This is a genomic window from Xanthomonas sp. LF02-5 (genome assembly GCF_034105325.1).
GTDB lineage: Bacteria > Pseudomonadota > Gammaproteobacteria > Xanthomonadales > Xanthomonadaceae > Xanthomonas_A > Xanthomonas_A sontii.
The window spans coordinates 361,252-378,325 of sequence record NZ_JAXGGF010000003.1 but is presented as its reverse complement, the minus strand read 5'-3'; the positions used below and the strand labels follow the sequence as shown (position 1 = coordinate 378,325).

Genomic DNA, 17,074 nt, shown 5'->3' with positions numbered 1-17,074 from the left:
GTACCGCTATGGCCCTGCTCCCCATTCTCGAATTCCCCGATCCGCGCCTGCGTACCAAGGCGGTGCCGGTCGACGCCGCCGAGGTCACCTCCGCAGCCTTCCAACGCCTGCTCGACGACATGTTCGAGACCATGTACGACGCGCCCGGCATCGGCCTGGCGGCCAGCCAGGTCGACGTGCACAAGCGCTTCATGGTCATCGACGTCAGCGAGGAGAAGAACGCCCCGCAGGTGTTCATCAACCCGCAGATCGTGCAGCGCGACGGCGAACAGGTGTACCAGGAAGGCTGCCTGTCGGTCCCCGGCATCTACGCCGACGTGACCCGCGCCGATGCCATCACCGTGCGCTACCTGGACCGCCAGGGCCAGCCGCAGGAACTGAGCACCGACGGCCTGCTGGCGGTGTGCGTGCAGCACGAGATGGACCACCTCGACGGCAAGCTGTTCGTCGACTACCTGTCCCCGCTCAAGCGCGAAATGGTGCGCAAGAAGCTGGCCAAGGCGCGTAAGCACGTGGCGTGAGGCCGGGAACCGGGAATGGAGACACGGGAATCGTAAGCGCGGTGCCCGTGCCATTTCCGGGTCCGCGCGCTTTTCCCATTCCCCATTCCCCATTCCCGGTTCCCAGCCTCCATGAAACTCGTCTTCGCCGGTACGCCGGACTTCGCCGTGCCGTCGTTGCGCGCGGCTGCGCAGCGCCATGAAGTGGTCGCGGTCTACACCCAGCCGGACCGGCCCGCCGGGCGCGGCCGCGGGCTGACCCCGTCGCCGGTCAAGCTGGAAGCGGTGGCGCGCGGTATCCCGGTGTTGCAGCCGCAGACGCTGCGCTCGCCGGAAACGCTGCAGGCGCTGCGCGCGCTGCAGCCGGACCTGATCGTGGTGGTGGCCTACGGGCTGATCCTGCCCAAGGCGGTGCTGGCGATCCCGACCCATGGCTGCTGGAACGTGCATGCCTCGCTGCTGCCGCGCTGGCGCGGCGCCGCGCCGATCCAGCGCGCGATCGAGGCCGGCGACAGCGAGACCGGGGTGTGCCTGATGCAGATGGAAGCGGGCCTGGATACCGGCCCGGTGCTGTTGTCGCAGCGGACCCCGATCGGTGCCGACGAGACCGGCGGGCAGTTGCACGACCGCCTGGCCGCGCTCGGCGCGCAGGTGCTGGCCGACGGCCTGGGCCTGCTGCGCGCCGGCCTGCGCCCGGTGGCGCAGCCGCAGCCGGAGGCCGGCGTCACCTATGCGCACAAGCTGGACAAGGCGCAGGCGCGGCTGGACTGGCAGCAGCCGGCGGCGCAGCTGGCGCGGCAGGTGCGCGCCTTCGATCCGTGGCCGGTCGCCGAGGCGATGCTGGCCGGCGAGCGGGTGCGGGTGCACGGCGCGATCGCGTTGGACCTGGCCCACGCGCAGCAGCCGGGCACGGTGCTGACCGCGTCCAGGCAGGGCATCGACATCGCCTGCGGCCAGGGCGCGCTGCGCTTGCGCGTGCTGCAGCGCGACGGCGGCAAGGCGATCACCGCCGCCGACTACCTCAACGCACGGCGCGACCTGCCGGTCCTGGCCTGAGGCGTCGACCATGCCTGCGTACGCCGCGGTGGGCCTGGCAGGCGCGGCTGTGGCCGCCTCCGCGCTGCGGCGCGGGCGGGCGTCCACTGCGTCGCGCACCCCCATCATCCGCACGCGCAACCACGACACGGCATGCGCGCTGATCCCTGACACATTCTGGAGCGCCCGCCGATGACCGCGACGCCCGCCGCTGCGTGGCCGCCGGGCGTGGCCCCGCGGGTGGTCGCCGCCCGTGTGCTGACCGCGGTGATCGACCGCGGCCGCTCGCTCAAGGCCGAACTGGCCGCCGCGTTGCCGACGCTGCCGGATCCGCGCGACCGCGCGCTGGTGGAGGCGATCTGCTTTGCCGTGCTGCGCCGCCGCCCGGCCTACGAAGCGGCGCTGCGCATGTGGCTGCAGAAGCAACTGCCGCAGCGCGACGCAGAACTGCGCGGCCTGCTGCTGGCCGGCTTCGCCCAGCTCGATGCGCTGGGCCTGGCGCCGCACGCGGCGCTGTCGGCGACGGTGGAGGCGACGCGCGCGCTGGATCGGCCGCGCCAGGCCGGGCTGGTCAACGCGCTGCTGCGGCGCGCGCTGCGCGACGGGCTGCCGGCGGTGGCCGCCGACGCGGGCTGGCCGCTGTGGCTGCGCGACGCGCTGCGCGCCGACTGGCCGCAGCAGGCCGAGGCGATCTTCGCCGCCAGCCAGCAGCCGGCGCCGCTGTGGCTGCGGGTCAACCGCCAGCGCGGTACCCGCGACGCCTATCTGCAGGAGCTGGCCGCGGCCGGCATCGCCGCGCAGGCCTCGCCGCTGCTGGCCGATGCGATCCGCCTGGAGACGCCGCTGGCGGTGGGCGCCCTGCCGGGCTTCGCCGACGGGCGCGTGTCGGTGCAGGACGGCGCGGCGCAACAGGTCGCCGACGTGCTGGCGCCGACGCCCGGTGCGCGCGTGCTCGACGCCTGCGCGGCGCCCGGCGGCAAATCCGCGCACCTGCTCGAACGCGATCCCAGTCTGCGCCTGACCGCGCTGGACGTGGATGCGCGGCGCCTGGCGCGGGTCGGCGAGACCTTCGCGCGCACCGGCGCCGGTGCGCAGGCGCAGCCGCAGGTCGCCGACGCGGCGCAGCCGCAGGACTGGTGGGACGGCGTGCCGTTCGACGCGGTGCTGCTCGACGCGCCGTGTTCGGCCACCGGCATCGTGCGCCGCCAGCCGGACGTGCTGCTGCATCGCCGCCGCGAGGACGTGATCGCGCTGCAGGCGCTGCAGGTGCGCCTGCTCGACGCCGCCTGGCAGGTGCTGCGGCCGGGCGGGGTGCTGGTCTACGCGACCTGCTCGCTGCTGCAGGACGAGAACGCGCGGCAGGTGCAGGCGTTGCTGGCGCGGCAACCGGGCGCGGCACTGGAGGATCCGGGCGCGGCCTGCGGGCATGCTTCCGGCGGCGGCCGCCAGCGCTTCCCAGGCGAGCAGGACTGCGACGGTTTCTACTACGCAAGGTTCCGCAAGACGGCATGAACCGGCCCCGGTATCATCGCGTCCCATGCTGAAGACCCGCGCCTCCCGAGAGTTCTGGTTGTTGGCCATCCTGGCCGTGCTGGTGCTCGGCGCCGGCCTGGGCCTGCGCGATCCGCACCCGGCCGACGAACCGCGTTTCGCGCTGGTCGCCAAGCAGATGGTGGAGAGCGGCAACTGGCTGTTCCCGCACCGCGGCACCGAGCTGTACTCGGACAAGCCGCCGATGCTGATGTGGCTGCAGGCCAGCTTCTACGCGCTGTTCGGCAACTGGCGGGTGGCCTTCCTGCTGCCGTCGCTGCTGGCCGGGCTGGGCACGCTGGCCTGCGTCTACGACCTCGGCCGGCGCCTGTGGACGCGCCGCGTCGGCATGTACGCGGCCTACGCGCTGCTGTTCGCCTTCCACTTCACTTATCAGGCGAAGAAGGCGCAGATCGACCCGTTGGTGGTGTTCTTCATCACCCTGGCCAACTACGCGCTGCTGCGCCACCTGTTGCGCGGGCCGGACTGGCGGTTGTGGGCGCTGGGCTGGTTCGCCGCGGGGCTGGGCACGATCACCAAGGGCGTGGGCGTGCTGGCGCTACTGATGCTGCTGCCGGCTGCGGCGGCGTCGCTGGCGCACTGGCGCGGAGTGCGGGTCGGCCTGCGCGATCCGCGCTTCTGGCTGGGGCCGCTGGCATTCCTGGCGGCGGTGTCGATCTGGCTGGTGCCGATGGTGGTCACCGCGCTGTCGAGCAACGCCCCCGAGTACCGCGCTTATCTCAACGACATCCTGTTCCGGCAGACGGCCGGGCGCTACGCCAAATCCTGGGACCACGCGCACGGGCCGCTGTACTTCTTCGGGGTGATGCCGAGCATGTGGCTGCCGGTGCTGCTGGCGCTGCCGTGGGCGATCCCCGCCTGGGCGCGGCGCCTGCGTCGGCGCGACGCGCGCTACCTGCTGCCGCTGGCCTGGTGGGCGCTGGTGGTGCTGTTCTTCTCGATCCCGACCGGCAAGCGCGATGTCTACGTGCTGCCGGCGCTGCCGATGCTGTGCCTGGCGATGGGGCCGCTCATTCCAGGGCTGTTGCGCAAGCCCGGGGTCAAGCGCCTGCTGCTGGCGTTCACCGCGTTGCTGACGCTGGCGCTCGGCGGTGTGGGCGCGGCGATCCTGCTGGGGCACGGCTTCCGCGCGAAGATGATGGAAGACCGCGGCATCGACCTGGCCACCGTGCAGGTGCTGGCCTGGATCCTGCTGGCGATCGGTCTGTGGGGCGTGGCCAGCCTGGCCGCGTTCGCGCGGCGCCGCCCGGAACTGGCGACGGTCTCGACCCTGACCATGGTCTGGGTGATGGCCGGCTTGCTGGTGTACCCGCTGATCAACATGTCCAGCTCGGCGCGCGGGGTGATGGAGTCGGTGGGGCGCCGCATCGGCCCGGAGGCCGAACTCGGCCTGGTCGCCTGGAAGGAGCAGAACCTGCTGATGGCCGACCGCCCGGCGACGACCTTCGGCTTCGTGGTGCCCTGGGACGAGCAACTGCGCCGCGGCATCGCTTGGCAGGCGCAGGCGCCGCAGCGGCGCTGGCTGCTGGTGCAGGAGGCGGCGATGCTGGGCTGTGTGGACCGCAACGCGAGCATCCTGGCCGGCGTGTCCAACCGGCGCGACTGGTGGCTGGTCCCGGCCAGTGCGATACACGGCCACTGCGTGGTCACCCAGGACGACCGCGACCGCCTGCGCGAGCAGGACAAGGACCGCTTCGAATGAGCCGCCTCCGCGCGTTGCGGCGGCGTGGTGCCGCTGGCGCCCGGCGCGCTGCGCGGGCAGGGAGACGCGCGTGCCGCCACGCCTGATCCGGGTCATCAGCCGCGACAACGGCGGCGGCCTCAGCCGCGACCTGCAGGTGGTCGCCGACATCCTGCGCGACACCGGCAAGTACCAGGTCGAGGTGCTGGGCTTCGGCACCGTGCGCATCGCCAACCGCCTGCGCGAACTGCGCCTGTTCCTGCGCAGCCTGCTGTTCGGGCGCGCCGACCTGCAGATCTTCCTGGAGCGGGTGTATCCGCGTTGCCTGGGCAACGGCCTGCGCAATGCCCTGATTCCCAACCCGGAGTGGTTCCGGCACAAGTGGCTGCGCTGCCTGCCGCGCTTCGCCCAGGTGCTGTGCAAGACCCGCCAGGCCGAGCAGCGGTTCTCCACGATGGCGCCGACCGCCTTCATCGGCTTTTGCAGCGACGATTGCTACCGTCCTGAGGTCCCGCGCGAACGCGCCTGCCTGCATGTGGCCGGGCGCAGTTCGGCCAAGGGCACGGCGCTGCTGCTGCAGACCTGGGCGCGGCACCCCGAGTGGCCGCGGCTGACCGTGGTGCAGAGCGCGAAGAAGTCCCACCCGATCGAGGCCGAGAACATCGACTACCTGACCGGCTACCTGGACCAGCAGGAACTGCGGCGGCTGCAGAACGCGCACCGCTTCCACCTGTGTCCGTCCGAGGTGGAGGGCTTCGGCCACTACATCATGGAAGCACTGAGCGTCGGCGCGGTGGTGATCACCACCAACGGGGCGCCGATGAACGAACTGGTGAACGCCGAGCGCGGTGTGCTGATCGATCCGGTCGGCGAGGGTCCGGACAATTTCGGCGTGCGCTACCGGATCGAGGCCGCCGGCCTCGAACAGGCGGTGGCGCAGGCGCTGGCGCTGTCGCCGATGCAGTGCGACGCCCTGGGCACGGCCGCGCGCGGCTTCTTCGAGACGCGCCGGCGCGAGTTCGGCGAACGCCTGCGCACGGCGGTGGCCGATCTGCTCGGGGAAACGCCGCCGCCCGACGTGCCGGCCAGCCATGGCGCCGATCGCGAGCAGGTCAGGCCGGGTTAGGGAAGCGCCCCGGATCATCGCCGACCACCCCACCCCACGGCCTTCCCTTCTTGTCCCAGCCCATCGCGCCACGCCATGCCGTTTCCGCGTTCTCCAGCCAGTCCCTGGCCGAGCGCGGCGCGGCGCTCGCGCTGCTGTGCCTGCCGGCGCTGGTGATCAGCATCCCCAGCGGCCTGCTGCCGTTCGGTGTGCTGCTGCTGGCGACCAGCCTGCTGGCCCTGCCGCGGCTGCGCCAGGCGGTAGCGCCGATGCAGCCGTCGCTGCGCTGGCTGTGGATCCTGGCGCTGCTGGTGATCGGGCTGTCGCTGTGCTCGGTGCTGTACTTCGGCCAGCCGCTGAAGGACATCGACAACCGCACCCGCTTCCTGGTGCTGCCGTGGGCGGCGCTGTGGACCTATGCGCTGCGGCCGCCGCAGCGCCTGCTGTGGTGGGGCGCGCTGCTCGGCATCTTCGCCGCCCTGGTGCTGGCCAGCGTGCAGGTGTTGCAGGGCCAGCCGCGTGCCGAGGGCTGGACCAACGCCATCGTGCTGGCCGACGTGGTGCTGATGCTGATGGTGCTGGCGGTGTTCTGCCGGCCGCGCGGGCAATGGCCGTGGGCCGTCGCCGCGGTGGTGGCCGGCGGCATCGTCATCCTGCTCAGCGGCAGCCGCGGCGTGTGGCTGGGCGTGCTGTTGCTGCTGGTGGTCAGCGCGCTGTGCCTGCGCTGGCGCGACAGCGCGACGCGGCTGATGATCCTGGGCGCGTGCACCGCGCTGGCGGCGGTGCTGGTGCTGAGCGTGCCGGCGCTGACGAAGCAGACCCGCCTGGCCGAACTGCATCACGATGTGCAGCGCTACGAGCGCGGCGACAGCGATTCCTCGGCCGGCGCGCGCATCGAGCGCCTGCAGGTGGCGGCGGCGACCTTCGTTGAACACCCCGTGGTCGGGGTCGGCGTGGGCCGTTTCGACAACGCCATGCTGCGGCTGCCGGACTGCCGGAAGGGTTTCGTCGAGCGCTGCCACCTGGGCCATGCGCACAACGACCTGGCCGAGTGGAGCGCGACCCAGGGCCTGCCCGGCACCATGCTGATCCTGATGGTGTACGGCGTGCCGCTGTGGCTGTTGCTGCGCCTGTACCGGCGCCGGCCGCAGCCGCAGTTCCACGGCGCGGCGGCAGCCGGGATCATGGTGGTGGTGGCCTACATCCTGTGCGGCATGACCCAATCGATGTTCGCGCACCAGGTGAGCACCGGCTTCTACGTGGCGCTGGTCGGCGTGCTGATCGGGCTGGCCGCGCGCGAGGCGTTGCCGGCACAGGGCGCTGAAGGCGCCGCGCGAAGCCGGTAGACTGCCGATCCCGCATCGCCGGGCGGCGCGGCGCCTGGCGCCGACCGCCGGCACCGCGCCTGACTTCCGGATACCGCGCGCCATGGCCGACGCTGCCGCCGCCACCCTGCCGCTGAGCCTGGTGGTGATGACCTACAACGAGGCCGCCAACATCGCGCGCTGCCTGGACAGCGTGCCGTTCGCCGCCGACAAGCTGGTGGTGGACTGCGGCAGTACCGACGACACCGTGGCGATCGCCCGCGCGCACGGCGCGCGCGTGGTCGAGCGGGCCTGGCTGGGCTTCGGCCCACAGCGCAACTTCGCCTCCACCCAGGCCGCGCACGACTGGATCCTGGTGCTGGACGCGGACGAGTTCCTGTCCGACGCGTTGCGCGCCGAGTGCCTGGCGCGGTTGCCGCAACTGCTCGCCGAGGACCGCGTGGACGCGGTGTGGCTGCGCCGCAGCACCTGGTACATGGGCGCGCCGATGCGCTGGTACAAACCGATGGTCGGCGAGCGCCTGGCGCGGCTGTACCACCGCGGCCGCGCGCGCTGGAGCGATGCGCGGGTGCACGAATCGCTGCGCTTCGACGGCGCCAGCGCCGCGTTCGCGCCGCCGTTCAACCATCTGCACAACCCGACGCTGGTACACAAGCAGCTCAAGGTGCTGCGCTACGCCGAACTCAAGGCGCTCGGCTGGCGCGACAAGCGCAAGCCGGTGAGAATGTGGCAGAGCCCGTTCGTGTTCGCCGGCGCCTTCCTCAAGGACTACCTGCTGCGGCTGGCCTTCCTCGACGGCTGGCGCGGCTTCGTGGTGGCGCAGACCGCGGCCAGCTACGCGCTGTACAAGCGCATGCGCTACTACGAGATGCAGATCAACCCGGCCTCGGTGGAGCAGGCGCGGGCGCAACTGCAACGGCACGATCTGGAGCACTGATGAGCAAGCACTATCTGCTGTACGGGTCCGAGCGCTATGCGCTGGCGATCCTGCGTCCGCTGCAGGCGGCGATCCGCGCGCGCGGCGACGAGGCGGCATGGTTCTTCGACGGCCCCGGCGCCGAGGATCTGAGTGCCGACGAGCGCCACTTGGCGACGGTGGAGGAGGTGCTGGCATGGGATCCCTACGCGGTGATCACCTCCAGCAACGCGGTGCCGCATTTCTTCCCCGGGGTGAAGGTTGAGACCTTCCACGGCTTCGACGCCGGCAAGCCGCGGCACATCTACGTGCGCGGCTTCTTCGATCTGTACTGCACCACCGGCCCGCGCGATACCGCCGCGTTCGGTGCGCTGGCGCGCAAGCTCGGCCACTTCGCGGTCAAGGAGACCGGCTTCCCCAAGATCGACCCGTTCATGCGCGAGATCGGCGCGGAACTGGCGCCGGTCCGGCAGCCGCCGGTGATCCTGTACCACTCCACGTTCTCGCCGTCGTGGAGCGCGGCCGGCATCCTCTACGACGAGGTCGCGCGGCTTTCGCGCAGCGGCGAGTGGCGCTGGATCGTCACCTTCCATCCGAAGATGGACCCGGCGATGGTCGCCCGCTACCGCGCGCTGGAGAGCGAGTACCTGCACTTCGCCGACAACGACAACATCCTGGAGCTGTTCCCGCAGGTGGACATGATGTGCTCGGACACCTCGTCCGCGCTCAACGAGTTCCTGCTCACCTACAAGCCGGTGGTGACCTTCAAGAACCGGCGTCCGGGGCCGCAGTTGATCGACATCGACGATCCGGCGCAGTTCGAGCCGGCGATCCGCCGCGCGCTGCAGCGGCCACCGGAACTGATGGCGGCGATCCGCGAATTCGCCGATGGCCTGCATCCCTACCGCGACGGCCAGTCCAGCGAGCGCGTGCTGCGCGCGATCGACGAGTTCGTCGCCGAGGGTGCGCGCAACCCGCGGCGCAAGCCGCTGAACCTGTGGCGCAAGCTGAAGATCCGCCGCCGCATCGGCTACTGGGGGCGCGGCGCGCGTCGCTGACGCGCAGCGTCGCCGCGCGCGCTCACCAGCGTAGCCGTCGCTGCGCCAGCGCTGCGCCCAGTTGCTCGTACAGCGCCCGCGCCTGCGCGTCCGGCAGTAGCCGCATGCGCAGCGGCGGTTCGCCGTGGCGGGCGCCGGCGGTGTCCAGCCACAGGGTCGCGGTGCCGCACCAGCGGTCCAGCGGCGACCGGCTCAGGTGCAGCGTCTGCAGCTTGTCCAGTTCGGCCAGCCGCCACCAGCGCCGCCACCAGCCGCCGCGCACCGCCACGTAGCGCGCCTCCAGCGCGTAGCCCATGCGCTGCGCCTGGCGCCAGGACTTGAACGCCGACCACGGCAGCCACAACAGCAGCAGCGCGGCCCAGGCACCGAGGGTGGGCCACAGCCCCACGCACAGCAGCGGCACCAGCAGCAGCGCCGGCAGCGACAGGCGCCACCAGTGGCGCGTGGCGATGCCGTGCCAGTGCGCCGGCGGCCAGGCGATCTGCGGCAGCAGCCGCTGCAGCAGCGCATCGCAGGCGGCCGGCGTGGCCAATGGCGCCAGTTCCGTCAGCGCGTGGTCGTGCCCATGCCCGTGGTGCGACTGGATCACCGCCGTGTCGATGTGCAGGCTGCGCCGCCGCAGCAGCCGCTGCAGCACGCTCTCGTGCAGGGTCCAGGCCTGGATCCGGCGCCGCGCCACGCTGCTGCGCAGCCGCGTCAGCAGGCCGCGCTCCACGGTCAGCCGGCGCTCGCTCTCGCTCAGCCGGAAGCCGTGGTACTGCACCAGCGCCAGCCCCATCGACAAGGCGCGCATCAGCAGCAACAGCGTCGCCAGCATCATGGCGAAGGTCACCGCGCCCGCCATCCAGCCCAGTTGCAGGTGCGTGGCGTAGCCGAACAGTTGCCGCCCGTAGTGCTCGATTGCGTTGGAGATCATGCGCTCGGGGAACAGATGGTAGGTGGCGCCGAACGCGGTGAGCAGCACCACCATGCCGCGGTTGGAGATCAGGCCCTGGCGCAGCACCTCGGTGGTGGGCAGGGCCAGCAGAAGTTCGCTGTCCGGCGCGGCAGCGGGTGCAGCGTCGGCATCGGTCGCGGCGATCGTGTCGCCGGCAGGCGCGCGGTGGCGGATCTGCTGTTCCAGCGCCAGCGCCTGGTCCAGCCGCAGCACCCGCATCTGCGCCTCGGGCTTGGTGCCGCCGGCCGACTCCAGCCGCACCTCGGCCACGCCGAACAGCCGATGCAGCAGCGACTGGTGCACCACCACGTTGTGGATGCGCGCGAACGGGATCTCGCGCAGGCTGCGTTCCAGCCAGCCGCTGCGGATGCTCAGGCTGTCGTGGCCGATGCGGTACTGGTAGGTGAGATAGCGCAGCAGCGACACCGCCACCAGCCCGCTGCACACCGCCAGCATCACCAGGTGATCGGCGTGATCGCGGTGGCCGTCGCGGCTGCCGAACACCAGCAGCGCCAGCAACGGCAGCAGGAAATGCCTGAGGTGCTGCAGCAGCACGAACAGCCACGACCACGGATGCAGGCGCCGCACCGGCGTGGTGTGTTCGGCGTCGGCCAGGCCGCTCACAGCGCGTCGTCGTCGTGGTCGAGCTGGTGCGCCAGGCGCTCGCGCAGGCGTTCGGCGTCGGCCTGATCCAGACCGGGCACGGCGACCGCGGTATGGCGGGTGCCTGCGGTGTGCACGACCAGGGTGGCCAGGCGCAGGGCGCGTTCCAGCGGGCCGCGGCGCAGGTCCAGGTGCTGCACGCGCGAGATCGGGACGTGCGTCTCGCTCTGCCACAGGCGCCCGCGGAACACGTCCAGGCCCTGGGCATTCAGCCGCCAGCGGATGCGCCGGTGGCGGACGAAGCCGACCCAGGCGCCGCACAGGCTGCCCACCGCCGCCGCCGCCGCGCCCAGGGCCAGCGCATGCAGGCTGTGCAGGCTGAGGCCGACGATGCCGGCGGCGACCACCAGGCTCAGCCCGAGCATGCAGCCGCCGCCGAGCGCGGCCAGCCAGGCGCCGCGCAACGGCACCGGTTGCCAGTCGGCCGGCGGCCAGTCCGCGGGCGCCGGGGGGGCGGCGAAAGCGCTGGGCGCGGCGGGGGTGTCGTCCATGGGCGGCGGTGCGATCACGTCGGGGTCTCGGGGCGCGGGCGCGCGGCGTGGCCTGCGATCCTAACGCGGCGATGGCGGGCGTGCGCTGTCCGCGGCGCGGTTTCCGTCCCGATCCACGCAGGCGGTGGAGGGTGCCGGGCCGCGGCGGTGGTTCAGCGCGCCGCGCGCAGCAGCGCGTCCACGTCCAGCGCGTGGCCGGCGCGGGCGGCCTTGGTGCGCAGGTAGCCCTCGTTCTCGGCGGTGATCGTGCCGGTGACCGGAATGCGCTCGGTCACCTCGATGCCGGCCGCGCGCAGGCGCTCGGCCTTGTTCGGATTGTTGGTGAGCAGGCGCACGCGGCCGATGCCGAGTCCGCGCAGCATCGCCACGGCGCTGCCGTAGCGGCGCTCGTCGGCGCCGAAGCCCAGTTGCGCGTCGGCGTCGATGGTGTCCAGGCCGTCGTGTTGGTAGCCGTAGGCGCGCATCTTGGTGGCGATGCCGGTGCCGCGGCCTTCCTGGTCCAGGTACAGCAGCACGCCGCCACCCAGCGCCTTGAGCTTGGCCAGGCCGTGCCGCAGTTGGTCTCCGCAGTCGCACTTGAGCGAGCCGAACAGGTCGCCGGTGAGGCAGGAGGAATGCACGCGCACCGGGACCGGCGCGCTCAGGTCGGGCTGGCCGATCACGATCGCGACCTGGTCGCGCTGCGCCACGCCGCCGCGGAACACCACGAATTCGCCAGGGCCCAGGTCGCGCAGCGGCACCTGGGTGCGGGTGACCAGGGTGTAGCTGTCGGAGGCGGCGAGGGCACAGCCGTGTTCCAGGTCGTCCAGGCGCAGCGACTGGCAGCCCTGGAAGGCGCTGCTGTCGGCGCCCAGGTCCGCCGCGACCATCGCCGGCAGCAGCAGGCCCAGGCGCGCGATCTCGGCGGCGCCGGCATCCAGCGCGTCGCCGGGCAGCCAGTGCGCGGGCACCGGGCCGTCGCGCAGGTAGGCCAGCGCCGCCAGCGCGTCGTAGGAGTGCCCGGCCAGGGCGATGCGCGCGCCCTGCGGCGCATCCAGGCCCAGCACCTGCGCCCGCGGCGGGGTCACGAACAGGTAGTGCCGCTGCCCGGTGGCCTCGGCGAAGCCGAGGTAGGACGGTTCGGTGCTGCTGTCCAGCGCCATCACCGCGCGGGTGCGGTCGTTGCCGTCTTCGAGCAGGACCGGGCGCCCGGCGCGCAGCTCCGATGCCGCGCGTTCGCTGCGGATCGCGGCAGGATCGCCGAAGGCGTGCGCGGAAGGGGCGGTGGGGCTGGTCATGCACGACTCCAGATGGGGGATCGGCGGCGCCGCTTCAAGGCTGCCGCATCCGGTCGCGGTGGCCCCGGCGCGGCGCCGGCAGGCGCATGGCGCCCGGCGCCATTGTCGCGCGCTTTGCCCGTCCCGCCAGCCCGCGGGCGATGGAACGCACTGTGCCCGCTCGCGCGCGCCGCCGATGCAACCAAATCGGCGGCTGCGGCAACGCGCGGTATGGGTGAGGTGTGCACGTGCCGCCGGTTGCTTGCTACTGTGCCGCACCGCGTCCGCTCCGGCCCCCGCATGCAGCTCGTCGATTGCACCGAACCGCGCCACGCCATGGCGATCCTGGAGATTTTCAACGACGCCATCGTCCATTCCACCGCGCTGTACGACTACCGGCCGCGCCCGCCGGAGAGCATGGCGGCGTGGTTTGCGACCAAGCGCGCCGGCAACTTCCCGGTGCTGGGCCTGGAGGACGCCGACGGCACCCTGCTCGGCTTCGCCAGCTACGGCACCTTCCGCGCCTGGCCGGCGTTCAAGTACAGCGTCGAGCACTCGGTCTACGTGCACCGCGACCATCGCGGCCGTGGCGCGGGCCGACGCCTGCTGCAGGCGCTGATCGACACCGCGCAGGCGCGCGGCGTGCACGTGCTGGTCGGCGGCATCGACGCCAGCAATGCCGGCAGCATCGCCCTGCACGAGCAACTGGGCTTCGTGCACGCCGGCACCGTGCGCGAGGCCGGCTTCAAGTTCGGGCGCTGGCTGGACCTGGCGTTCTACCAGCGCATCCTCGCCGGCCCCGCGCAGCCGCACGACGATTAGCGCGGGCTTTGTCAGAGGCGAGCGCCTCAGTCGCTCTTAGTGCGGATGGCGCTCGGTGGCGTAGGGATTGGACTCGGCCGGGTCCGGGCGCAGGGTGTAGCGCTTGTAGGTCCACTGGTACTGCGCCGGGTCGCGCCGCGCCACCCGTTCCACGCCTGCGTTGAGCGCGGTGGCCGCGCGCAGCGGGTCGGCATCGGCGATGTCCGGCGGCGCCGGCTGCACGTGCAGGGCGAACTCCAGGTCGTTGCCGACGCGCTCGCACCAAGCGAACAGCACGGTCGCGCCGGTGCGCTCGGCCAGGCGGTTGACCAGGGTCATGGTCAGCGCCGGCACGCCGAAGAACGGTGCGAACACGCCGTCGCCGGCCTTGGGCTGCTGGTCGGGCAGGATGCCGACTGCGCCGCCGTCCTTGAGCGTCTTGAACAGCTGCCGCACCGCCGGACCCTCGGCGCGCACCTGGCGCACCCGCTCGCCGCTGCGCACCAACTGCAGGAAGGCGTCGCCCACGGCCGACTCCGGCGCGCGGTAGACGATGGCGATGTCGCCGCGCGAGGCCAGCCACTGGTTGAGCAGCTCCCAGTTGCCGAAATGCGGCGCGGCCACGATCACCCCGCGGCCGGCGGCCAGCGCCGCGTCGTACAGCTCCTGGCCGTGGCGCAGGCGCAGCCGCGCCAGGTTCTGTTCCGGCGGCCGGGTCCACAGCGCCAGGGTCTCGAACGCCTGCCGTGCGGTCGAGCGCAGCACGTCGCGCTGCAGGGCGACGCGCTCGCTGGGCAGCAGTTCCGGATAGGCCAGCTCCAGGTTGCGCCGAACCACCCGGCTCTCGCGCGCGTCCAGGCGCAGCCACAGCCCGGCCAGGCCGTCGGCCAGGCGGCGCAGCCACGGCCACGGCAGGCGCGCCACGGCGGCGGCGCAGCGATACAGCAGGGAAGCGAGCGTGGCGGGTTTCATCGGCCCAGTTTATCCGCTCGGCGCATCTGGCCTGCCCGACGGGTGTCGCGGATCGCGCCGGCTGCGTGCCTTGTCGCTTTCTCAATCTCCCCCATTCGGCGATGATGCCGCACGATCGCAACCGTTCGTCGCGGTGCGGCCAGTAACGAATCCCCAATCCCCAATCCCCGCCCTATGCTCTCGTTGATCCAACGCGTCACCCAGGCCTCGGTCAGCGTCGATGGCGAGGTCGTGGGCCAGATCGGGCCCGGCCTGCTGGCACTGGTGGCGGTGGAGCCGGGCGACGACGAGGCCAAGTTGCAACGCATGGCCGAGCGCCTGCTCGGCTACCGGGTGTTCTCCGACGACAGCGGGCGCATGAACCGCTCGTTGCGCGACACCGGCGGCGGCCTGCTGCTGGTCAGTCAGTTCACCCTGGCCGCCGACACGCGCTCGGGGATGCGGCCCAGTTTCACCACCGCGGCGCCGCCGGCCGAGGCTGAACGCGGCTTCAACCGACTGGTGGAGGTGTGCCGCGCGCAGCACCCGCCAGGGGTGGAAACCGGCCGCTTCGGTGCCCATATGGTCGTCAGCCTGGTCAACGACGGCCCGGTCACTTTCCTGCTCCGGCCGTAGACGCCGGCGCGTTCCTGGCGGAGCCGTTCAGGCTCCTCGTCCGGCAAGCGGCGGTCCGGGCTGTTATAATGCTAGGTTCACTCATTCACCTACCTGCCGGTGGCGCGAGCACTCATGGCCAACGAACGTCCTGCCCAGCAATCCGACATCAAGCAACTGATCAGCAAGGGCCTGGAACAGGGCTATCTGACCTACGCGGAAGTCAACGACCATCTTCCCGACGATCTGGTCGACCCCGAACAGATCGAAGACATCATCGGCATGATCAACGGCATGGGCATCGATGTCCATGAAGTTGCGCCCGATGCCGAAACCCTGCTCCTCAACGACGGCAACACCGGCAACCGCGAAGTCGACGACACCGCGGCCGAAGAAGCCGCCGCGGCGCTGACCGCGCTCGACACCGAAGGCGGCCGTACCACCGACCCGGTGCGCATGTACATGCGCGAGATGGGCACAGTAGAACTGCTGACCCGTGAAGGCGAGATCGCCATCGCCAAGCGCATCGAGGAGGGCCTCGGCCAGGTGCAGGCCGCGCTGGGCGCGTTCCCGCTGGCGGTGGAGACCCTGCTCGAGGACTACGAACAGCACAAGGAAGGCAAGAAGCGCCTGGCCGAGATCGTGGTCGGCTTCAACGACCTGATCGAGGAAGAGCCGGCGCCGCCGGTCGCGGTGTCCGACGACGACAGCGCCACCGATGCCGATGCCGACGAGGATGACGACGACGACGTCGACACCGCCGAAGAGGACGCTGGCCCGACCGGTCCGGATCCGGCCGAGGTCGCGCGGCGCATGGAAGTGCTGGCCACCGAGTACGCCAAGTTCAAGAAGGCCCACGCCAAGAACGGCGCCGAGCACAAGCTGGTCACCAAGCTGCGCAACGACATCGCCGAGGTGTTCGTCACCCTGAAGCTGCCGCTGCCGCTGACCGACGTGCTGGTGCGCAAGCTGCGCGACACCATGGCCCAGGTCAAGGACCACGAGCGCCGCGTGCTGCACCTGGCCACCCACGTGGCACGCATGCCGCGCAAGGACTTCATCCGTTCCTGGGAAGGCAACCAGACCAACGTGGCCTGGGTCGACGACGCGCTCAAGCGCAAGCAGAAGTGGTCGTCGGCGCTGCGCGACGTCAAGGACCAGATCATCGCCGAGCAGGAAGCCACCGTGGCGGTGGAGCAGGCCACCTACCTGAGCCTGGCCGAGCTGAAGGAAATCAGCCGCGCCATGGCCTACGGCGAAGCCAAGGCGCGCAAGGCCAAGAAGGAAATGGTCGAGGCCAACCTGCGTCTGGTGATCTCCATCGCCAAGAAGTACACCAACCGCGGCCTGCAGTTCCTCGACCTGATCCAGGAAGGCAACATCGGTCTGATGAAGGCGGTGGACAAGTTCGAGTACCGCCGCGGCTACAAGTTCTCGACCTACGCCACCTGGTGGATCCGCCAGGCGATCACCCGCTCGATCGCCGACCAGGCGCGCACCATCCGCATCCCGGTGCACATGATCGAGACGATCAACAAGTTGAACCGCATTTCCCGGCAGATGCTCCAGCAGTACGGCCGCGAGGCCACCCCGGAGGAGCTGGCCAAGGAAATGGACATGCCCGAGGACAAGATCCGCAAGGTGATGAAGATCGCCAAGGAGCCGATCTCGATGGAAACCCCGATCGGCGACGACGAGGATTCGCATCTGGGCGACTTCATCGAGGACACCAACGTGGAGTCCCCGATCGAGAACACCACCAACATCAACCTGTCCGAGACCGTGCGCGACGTGCTCGCCGGGCTGACCCCGCGCGAAGCCAAGGTGCTGCGCATGCGCTTCGGCATCGACATGAACACCGACCACACCCTCGAGGAAGTCGGCAAGCAGTTCGACGTGACCCGCGAGCGCATCCGCCAGATAGAGGCCAAGGCGCTGCGCAAGCTGCGTCACCCGAGCCGTTCGGAACAGCTGCGCAGCTTCCTCGATATCGATTGATCGAGCGCGGTTCGTGTTAACAAAAAAGCCCCGCCATGTGCGGGGCTTTTTTGTGGGTGAGGAGTCGGTGGCGTTGCGCAGGGTTGCAGTCCATGCCGCAGCCATGCGCTGTCATGTCAGCAGCCAGCCAAGCCTTGTGGGAGCGACTTCACTCGCGACGGGCATTCCTAGTGAAGCCTCGCCGCGACTGA

At 71.2% G+C, this 17,074-nt stretch carries 15 protein-coding genes; 11 read left to right on the top strand and 4 right to left on the bottom strand.

Annotated features, from left to right (window positions below; translation table 11 throughout):
• Positions 1-8 precede the first annotated feature (8 nt).
• From def to SLW52_RS10645, 8 genes are all read left to right on the top strand, one after another.
• Entirely contained in the window at positions 9-521 is a 513-nt protein-coding gene (gene def / locus SLW52_RS10680; RefSeq protein ID WP_010340689.1) for a peptide deformylase, read from the top strand.
• A 111-nt stretch (positions 522-632) separates the two neighbouring features.
• Positions 633-1,556, top strand: a complete 924-nt coding sequence (gene fmt / locus SLW52_RS10675) for a methionyl-tRNA formyltransferase (RefSeq protein WP_295964103.1) — start codon at positions 633-635, stop codon at positions 1,554-1,556.
• Positions 1,557-1,727: 171 nt separating this feature from the next.
• A complete protein-coding gene (gene rsmB, locus SLW52_RS10670) occupies positions 1,728-3,047 on the top strand; it encodes a 16S rRNA (cytosine(967)-C(5))-methyltransferase RsmB (RefSeq protein WP_320740180.1) in 1,320 nt (439 codons plus the stop codon).
• A gap of 25 nt (positions 3,048-3,072) precedes the next feature.
• Positions 3,073-4,788 carry a glycosyltransferase family 39 protein gene (locus SLW52_RS10665; protein WP_295935919.1) on the top strand — a complete coding sequence of 572 codons (1,716 nt, stop codon included), beginning with the start codon at positions 3,073-3,075 and terminating at the stop codon, positions 4,786-4,788.
• Positions 4,789-4,858: 70 nt separating this feature from the next.
• Complete coding sequence (locus SLW52_RS10660) at positions 4,859-5,893, top strand: glycosyltransferase (RefSeq protein WP_295935922.1); 1,035 nt, start codon at positions 4,859-4,861, stop codon at positions 5,891-5,893.
• A 50-nt stretch (positions 5,894-5,943) separates the two neighbouring features.
• Positions 5,944-7,218, top strand: coding sequence for an O-antigen ligase (locus SLW52_RS10655; protein ID WP_295935924.1), 1,275 nt, complete (start codon positions 5,944-5,946; stop codon positions 7,216-7,218).
• 82 nt (positions 7,219-7,300) lie between these two features.
• Positions 7,301-8,134 (top strand): glycosyltransferase family 2 protein, encoded by an 834-nt coding sequence (locus tag SLW52_RS10650; protein ID WP_295961531.1) that lies wholly within the window; start codon positions 7,301-7,303, stop codon positions 8,132-8,134.
• Complete coding sequence (locus tag SLW52_RS10645) at positions 8,134-9,171, top strand: CDP-glycerol glycerophosphotransferase family protein (RefSeq protein ID WP_320740181.1); 1,038 nt, start codon at positions 8,134-8,136, stop codon at positions 9,169-9,171. Before SLW52_RS10650 ends, SLW52_RS10645 begins: the two co-directional genes overlap by 1 nt.
• 22 nt (positions 9,172-9,193) lie before the next feature.
• Here the strand turns inward: SLW52_RS10645 and SLW52_RS10640 are convergent, their stop codons facing one another.
• From SLW52_RS10640 to ribA, 3 genes are all read right to left on the bottom strand, one after another.
• The gene (locus tag SLW52_RS10640; RefSeq protein WP_320740182.1) at positions 9,194-10,732 is read right to left on the bottom strand and encodes a PH domain-containing protein; all 1,539 of its coding nucleotides are present in this window, start codon (positions 10,730-10,732) and stop codon (positions 9,194-9,196) included.
• Positions 10,729-11,262: a PH domain-containing protein gene (locus SLW52_RS10635; RefSeq protein WP_267121924.1), complete on the bottom strand. Its 534-nt coding sequence runs from the start codon at positions 11,260-11,262 to the stop codon at positions 10,729-10,731. Before SLW52_RS10635 ends, SLW52_RS10640 begins: the two co-directional genes overlap by 4 nt.
• A gap of 152 nt (positions 11,263-11,414) precedes the next feature.
• A complete protein-coding gene (gene ribA, locus SLW52_RS10630) occupies positions 11,415-12,539 on the bottom strand; it encodes a GTP cyclohydrolase II RibA (protein ID WP_320740183.1) in 1,125 nt (374 codons plus the stop codon).
• 279 nt (positions 12,540-12,818) lie between these two features.
• Here ribA and SLW52_RS10625 point away from each other — a divergent pair, with 279 nt between their 5' ends.
• Positions 12,819-13,340: a GNAT family N-acetyltransferase gene (locus tag SLW52_RS10625; RefSeq protein WP_017911888.1), complete on the top strand. Its 522-nt coding sequence runs from the start codon at positions 12,819-12,821 to the stop codon at positions 13,338-13,340.
• A 36-nt stretch (positions 13,341-13,376) separates the two neighbouring features.
• Here SLW52_RS10625 and SLW52_RS10620 read toward each other — a convergent pair whose 3' ends face one another.
• Positions 13,377-14,291: a lauroyl acyltransferase gene (locus SLW52_RS10620; protein ID WP_320740184.1), complete on the bottom strand. Its 915-nt coding sequence runs from the start codon at positions 14,289-14,291 to the stop codon at positions 13,377-13,379.
• Between the two features lie 174 nt (positions 14,292-14,465).
• Between SLW52_RS10620 and dtd the strand changes: the two genes are divergently transcribed.
• Positions 14,466-14,906, top strand: coding sequence for a D-aminoacyl-tRNA deacylase (gene dtd / locus SLW52_RS10615; protein WP_017911891.1), 441 nt, complete (start codon positions 14,466-14,468; stop codon positions 14,904-14,906).
• A 114-nt stretch (positions 14,907-15,020) separates the two neighbouring features.
• Positions 15,021-16,883, top strand: a complete 1,863-nt coding sequence (gene rpoD, locus SLW52_RS10610; RefSeq protein ID WP_048490828.1) for an RNA polymerase sigma factor RpoD — start codon at positions 15,021-15,023, stop codon at positions 16,881-16,883.
• The last annotated feature ends 191 nt before the right edge of the window (positions 16,884-17,074 follow it).

Bases quoted from the DNA above. Each gene is read 5' to 3' on its own strand.
- def (WP_010340689.1), top strand. From the start codon at position 9: ATGGCCCTGCTCCCCATTCTCGAATTCCCCGATCCGCGCCTGCGTACC.
- fmt (WP_295964103.1), top strand. From the start codon at position 633: ATGAAACTCGTCTTCGCCGGTACGCCGGACTTCGCCGTGCCGTCGTTG.
- rsmB (WP_320740180.1), top strand. From the start codon at position 1,728: ATGACCGCGACGCCCGCCGCTGCGTGGCCGCCGGGCGTGGCCCCGCGG.
- SLW52_RS10665 (WP_295935919.1), top strand. From the start codon at position 3,073: ATGCTGAAGACCCGCGCCTCCCGAGAGTTCTGGTTGTTGGCCATCCTG.
- SLW52_RS10650 (WP_295961531.1), top strand. From the start codon at position 7,301: ATGGCCGACGCTGCCGCCGCCACCCTGCCGCTGAGCCTGGTGGTGATG.
- SLW52_RS10645 (WP_320740181.1), top strand. From the start codon at position 8,134: ATGAGCAAGCACTATCTGCTGTACGGGTCCGAGCGCTATGCGCTGGCG.
- SLW52_RS10635 (WP_267121924.1), bottom strand. From the start codon at position 11,262: ATGGACGACACCCCCGCCGCGCCCAGCGCTTTCGCCGCCCCCCCGGCG.
- ribA (WP_320740183.1), bottom strand. From the start codon at position 12,539: ATGACCAGCCCCACCGCCCCTTCCGCGCACGCCTTCGGCGATCCTGCC.
- SLW52_RS10625 (WP_017911888.1), top strand. From the start codon at position 12,819: ATGCAGCTCGTCGATTGCACCGAACCGCGCCACGCCATGGCGATCCTG.
- SLW52_RS10620 (WP_320740184.1), bottom strand. From the start codon at position 14,291: ATGAAACCCGCCACGCTCGCTTCCCTGCTGTATCGCTGCGCCGCCGCC.
- dtd (WP_017911891.1), top strand. From the start codon at position 14,466: ATGCTCTCGTTGATCCAACGCGTCACCCAGGCCTCGGTCAGCGTCGAT.
- rpoD (WP_048490828.1), top strand. From the start codon at position 15,021: ATGGCCAACGAACGTCCTGCCCAGCAATCCGACATCAAGCAACTGATC.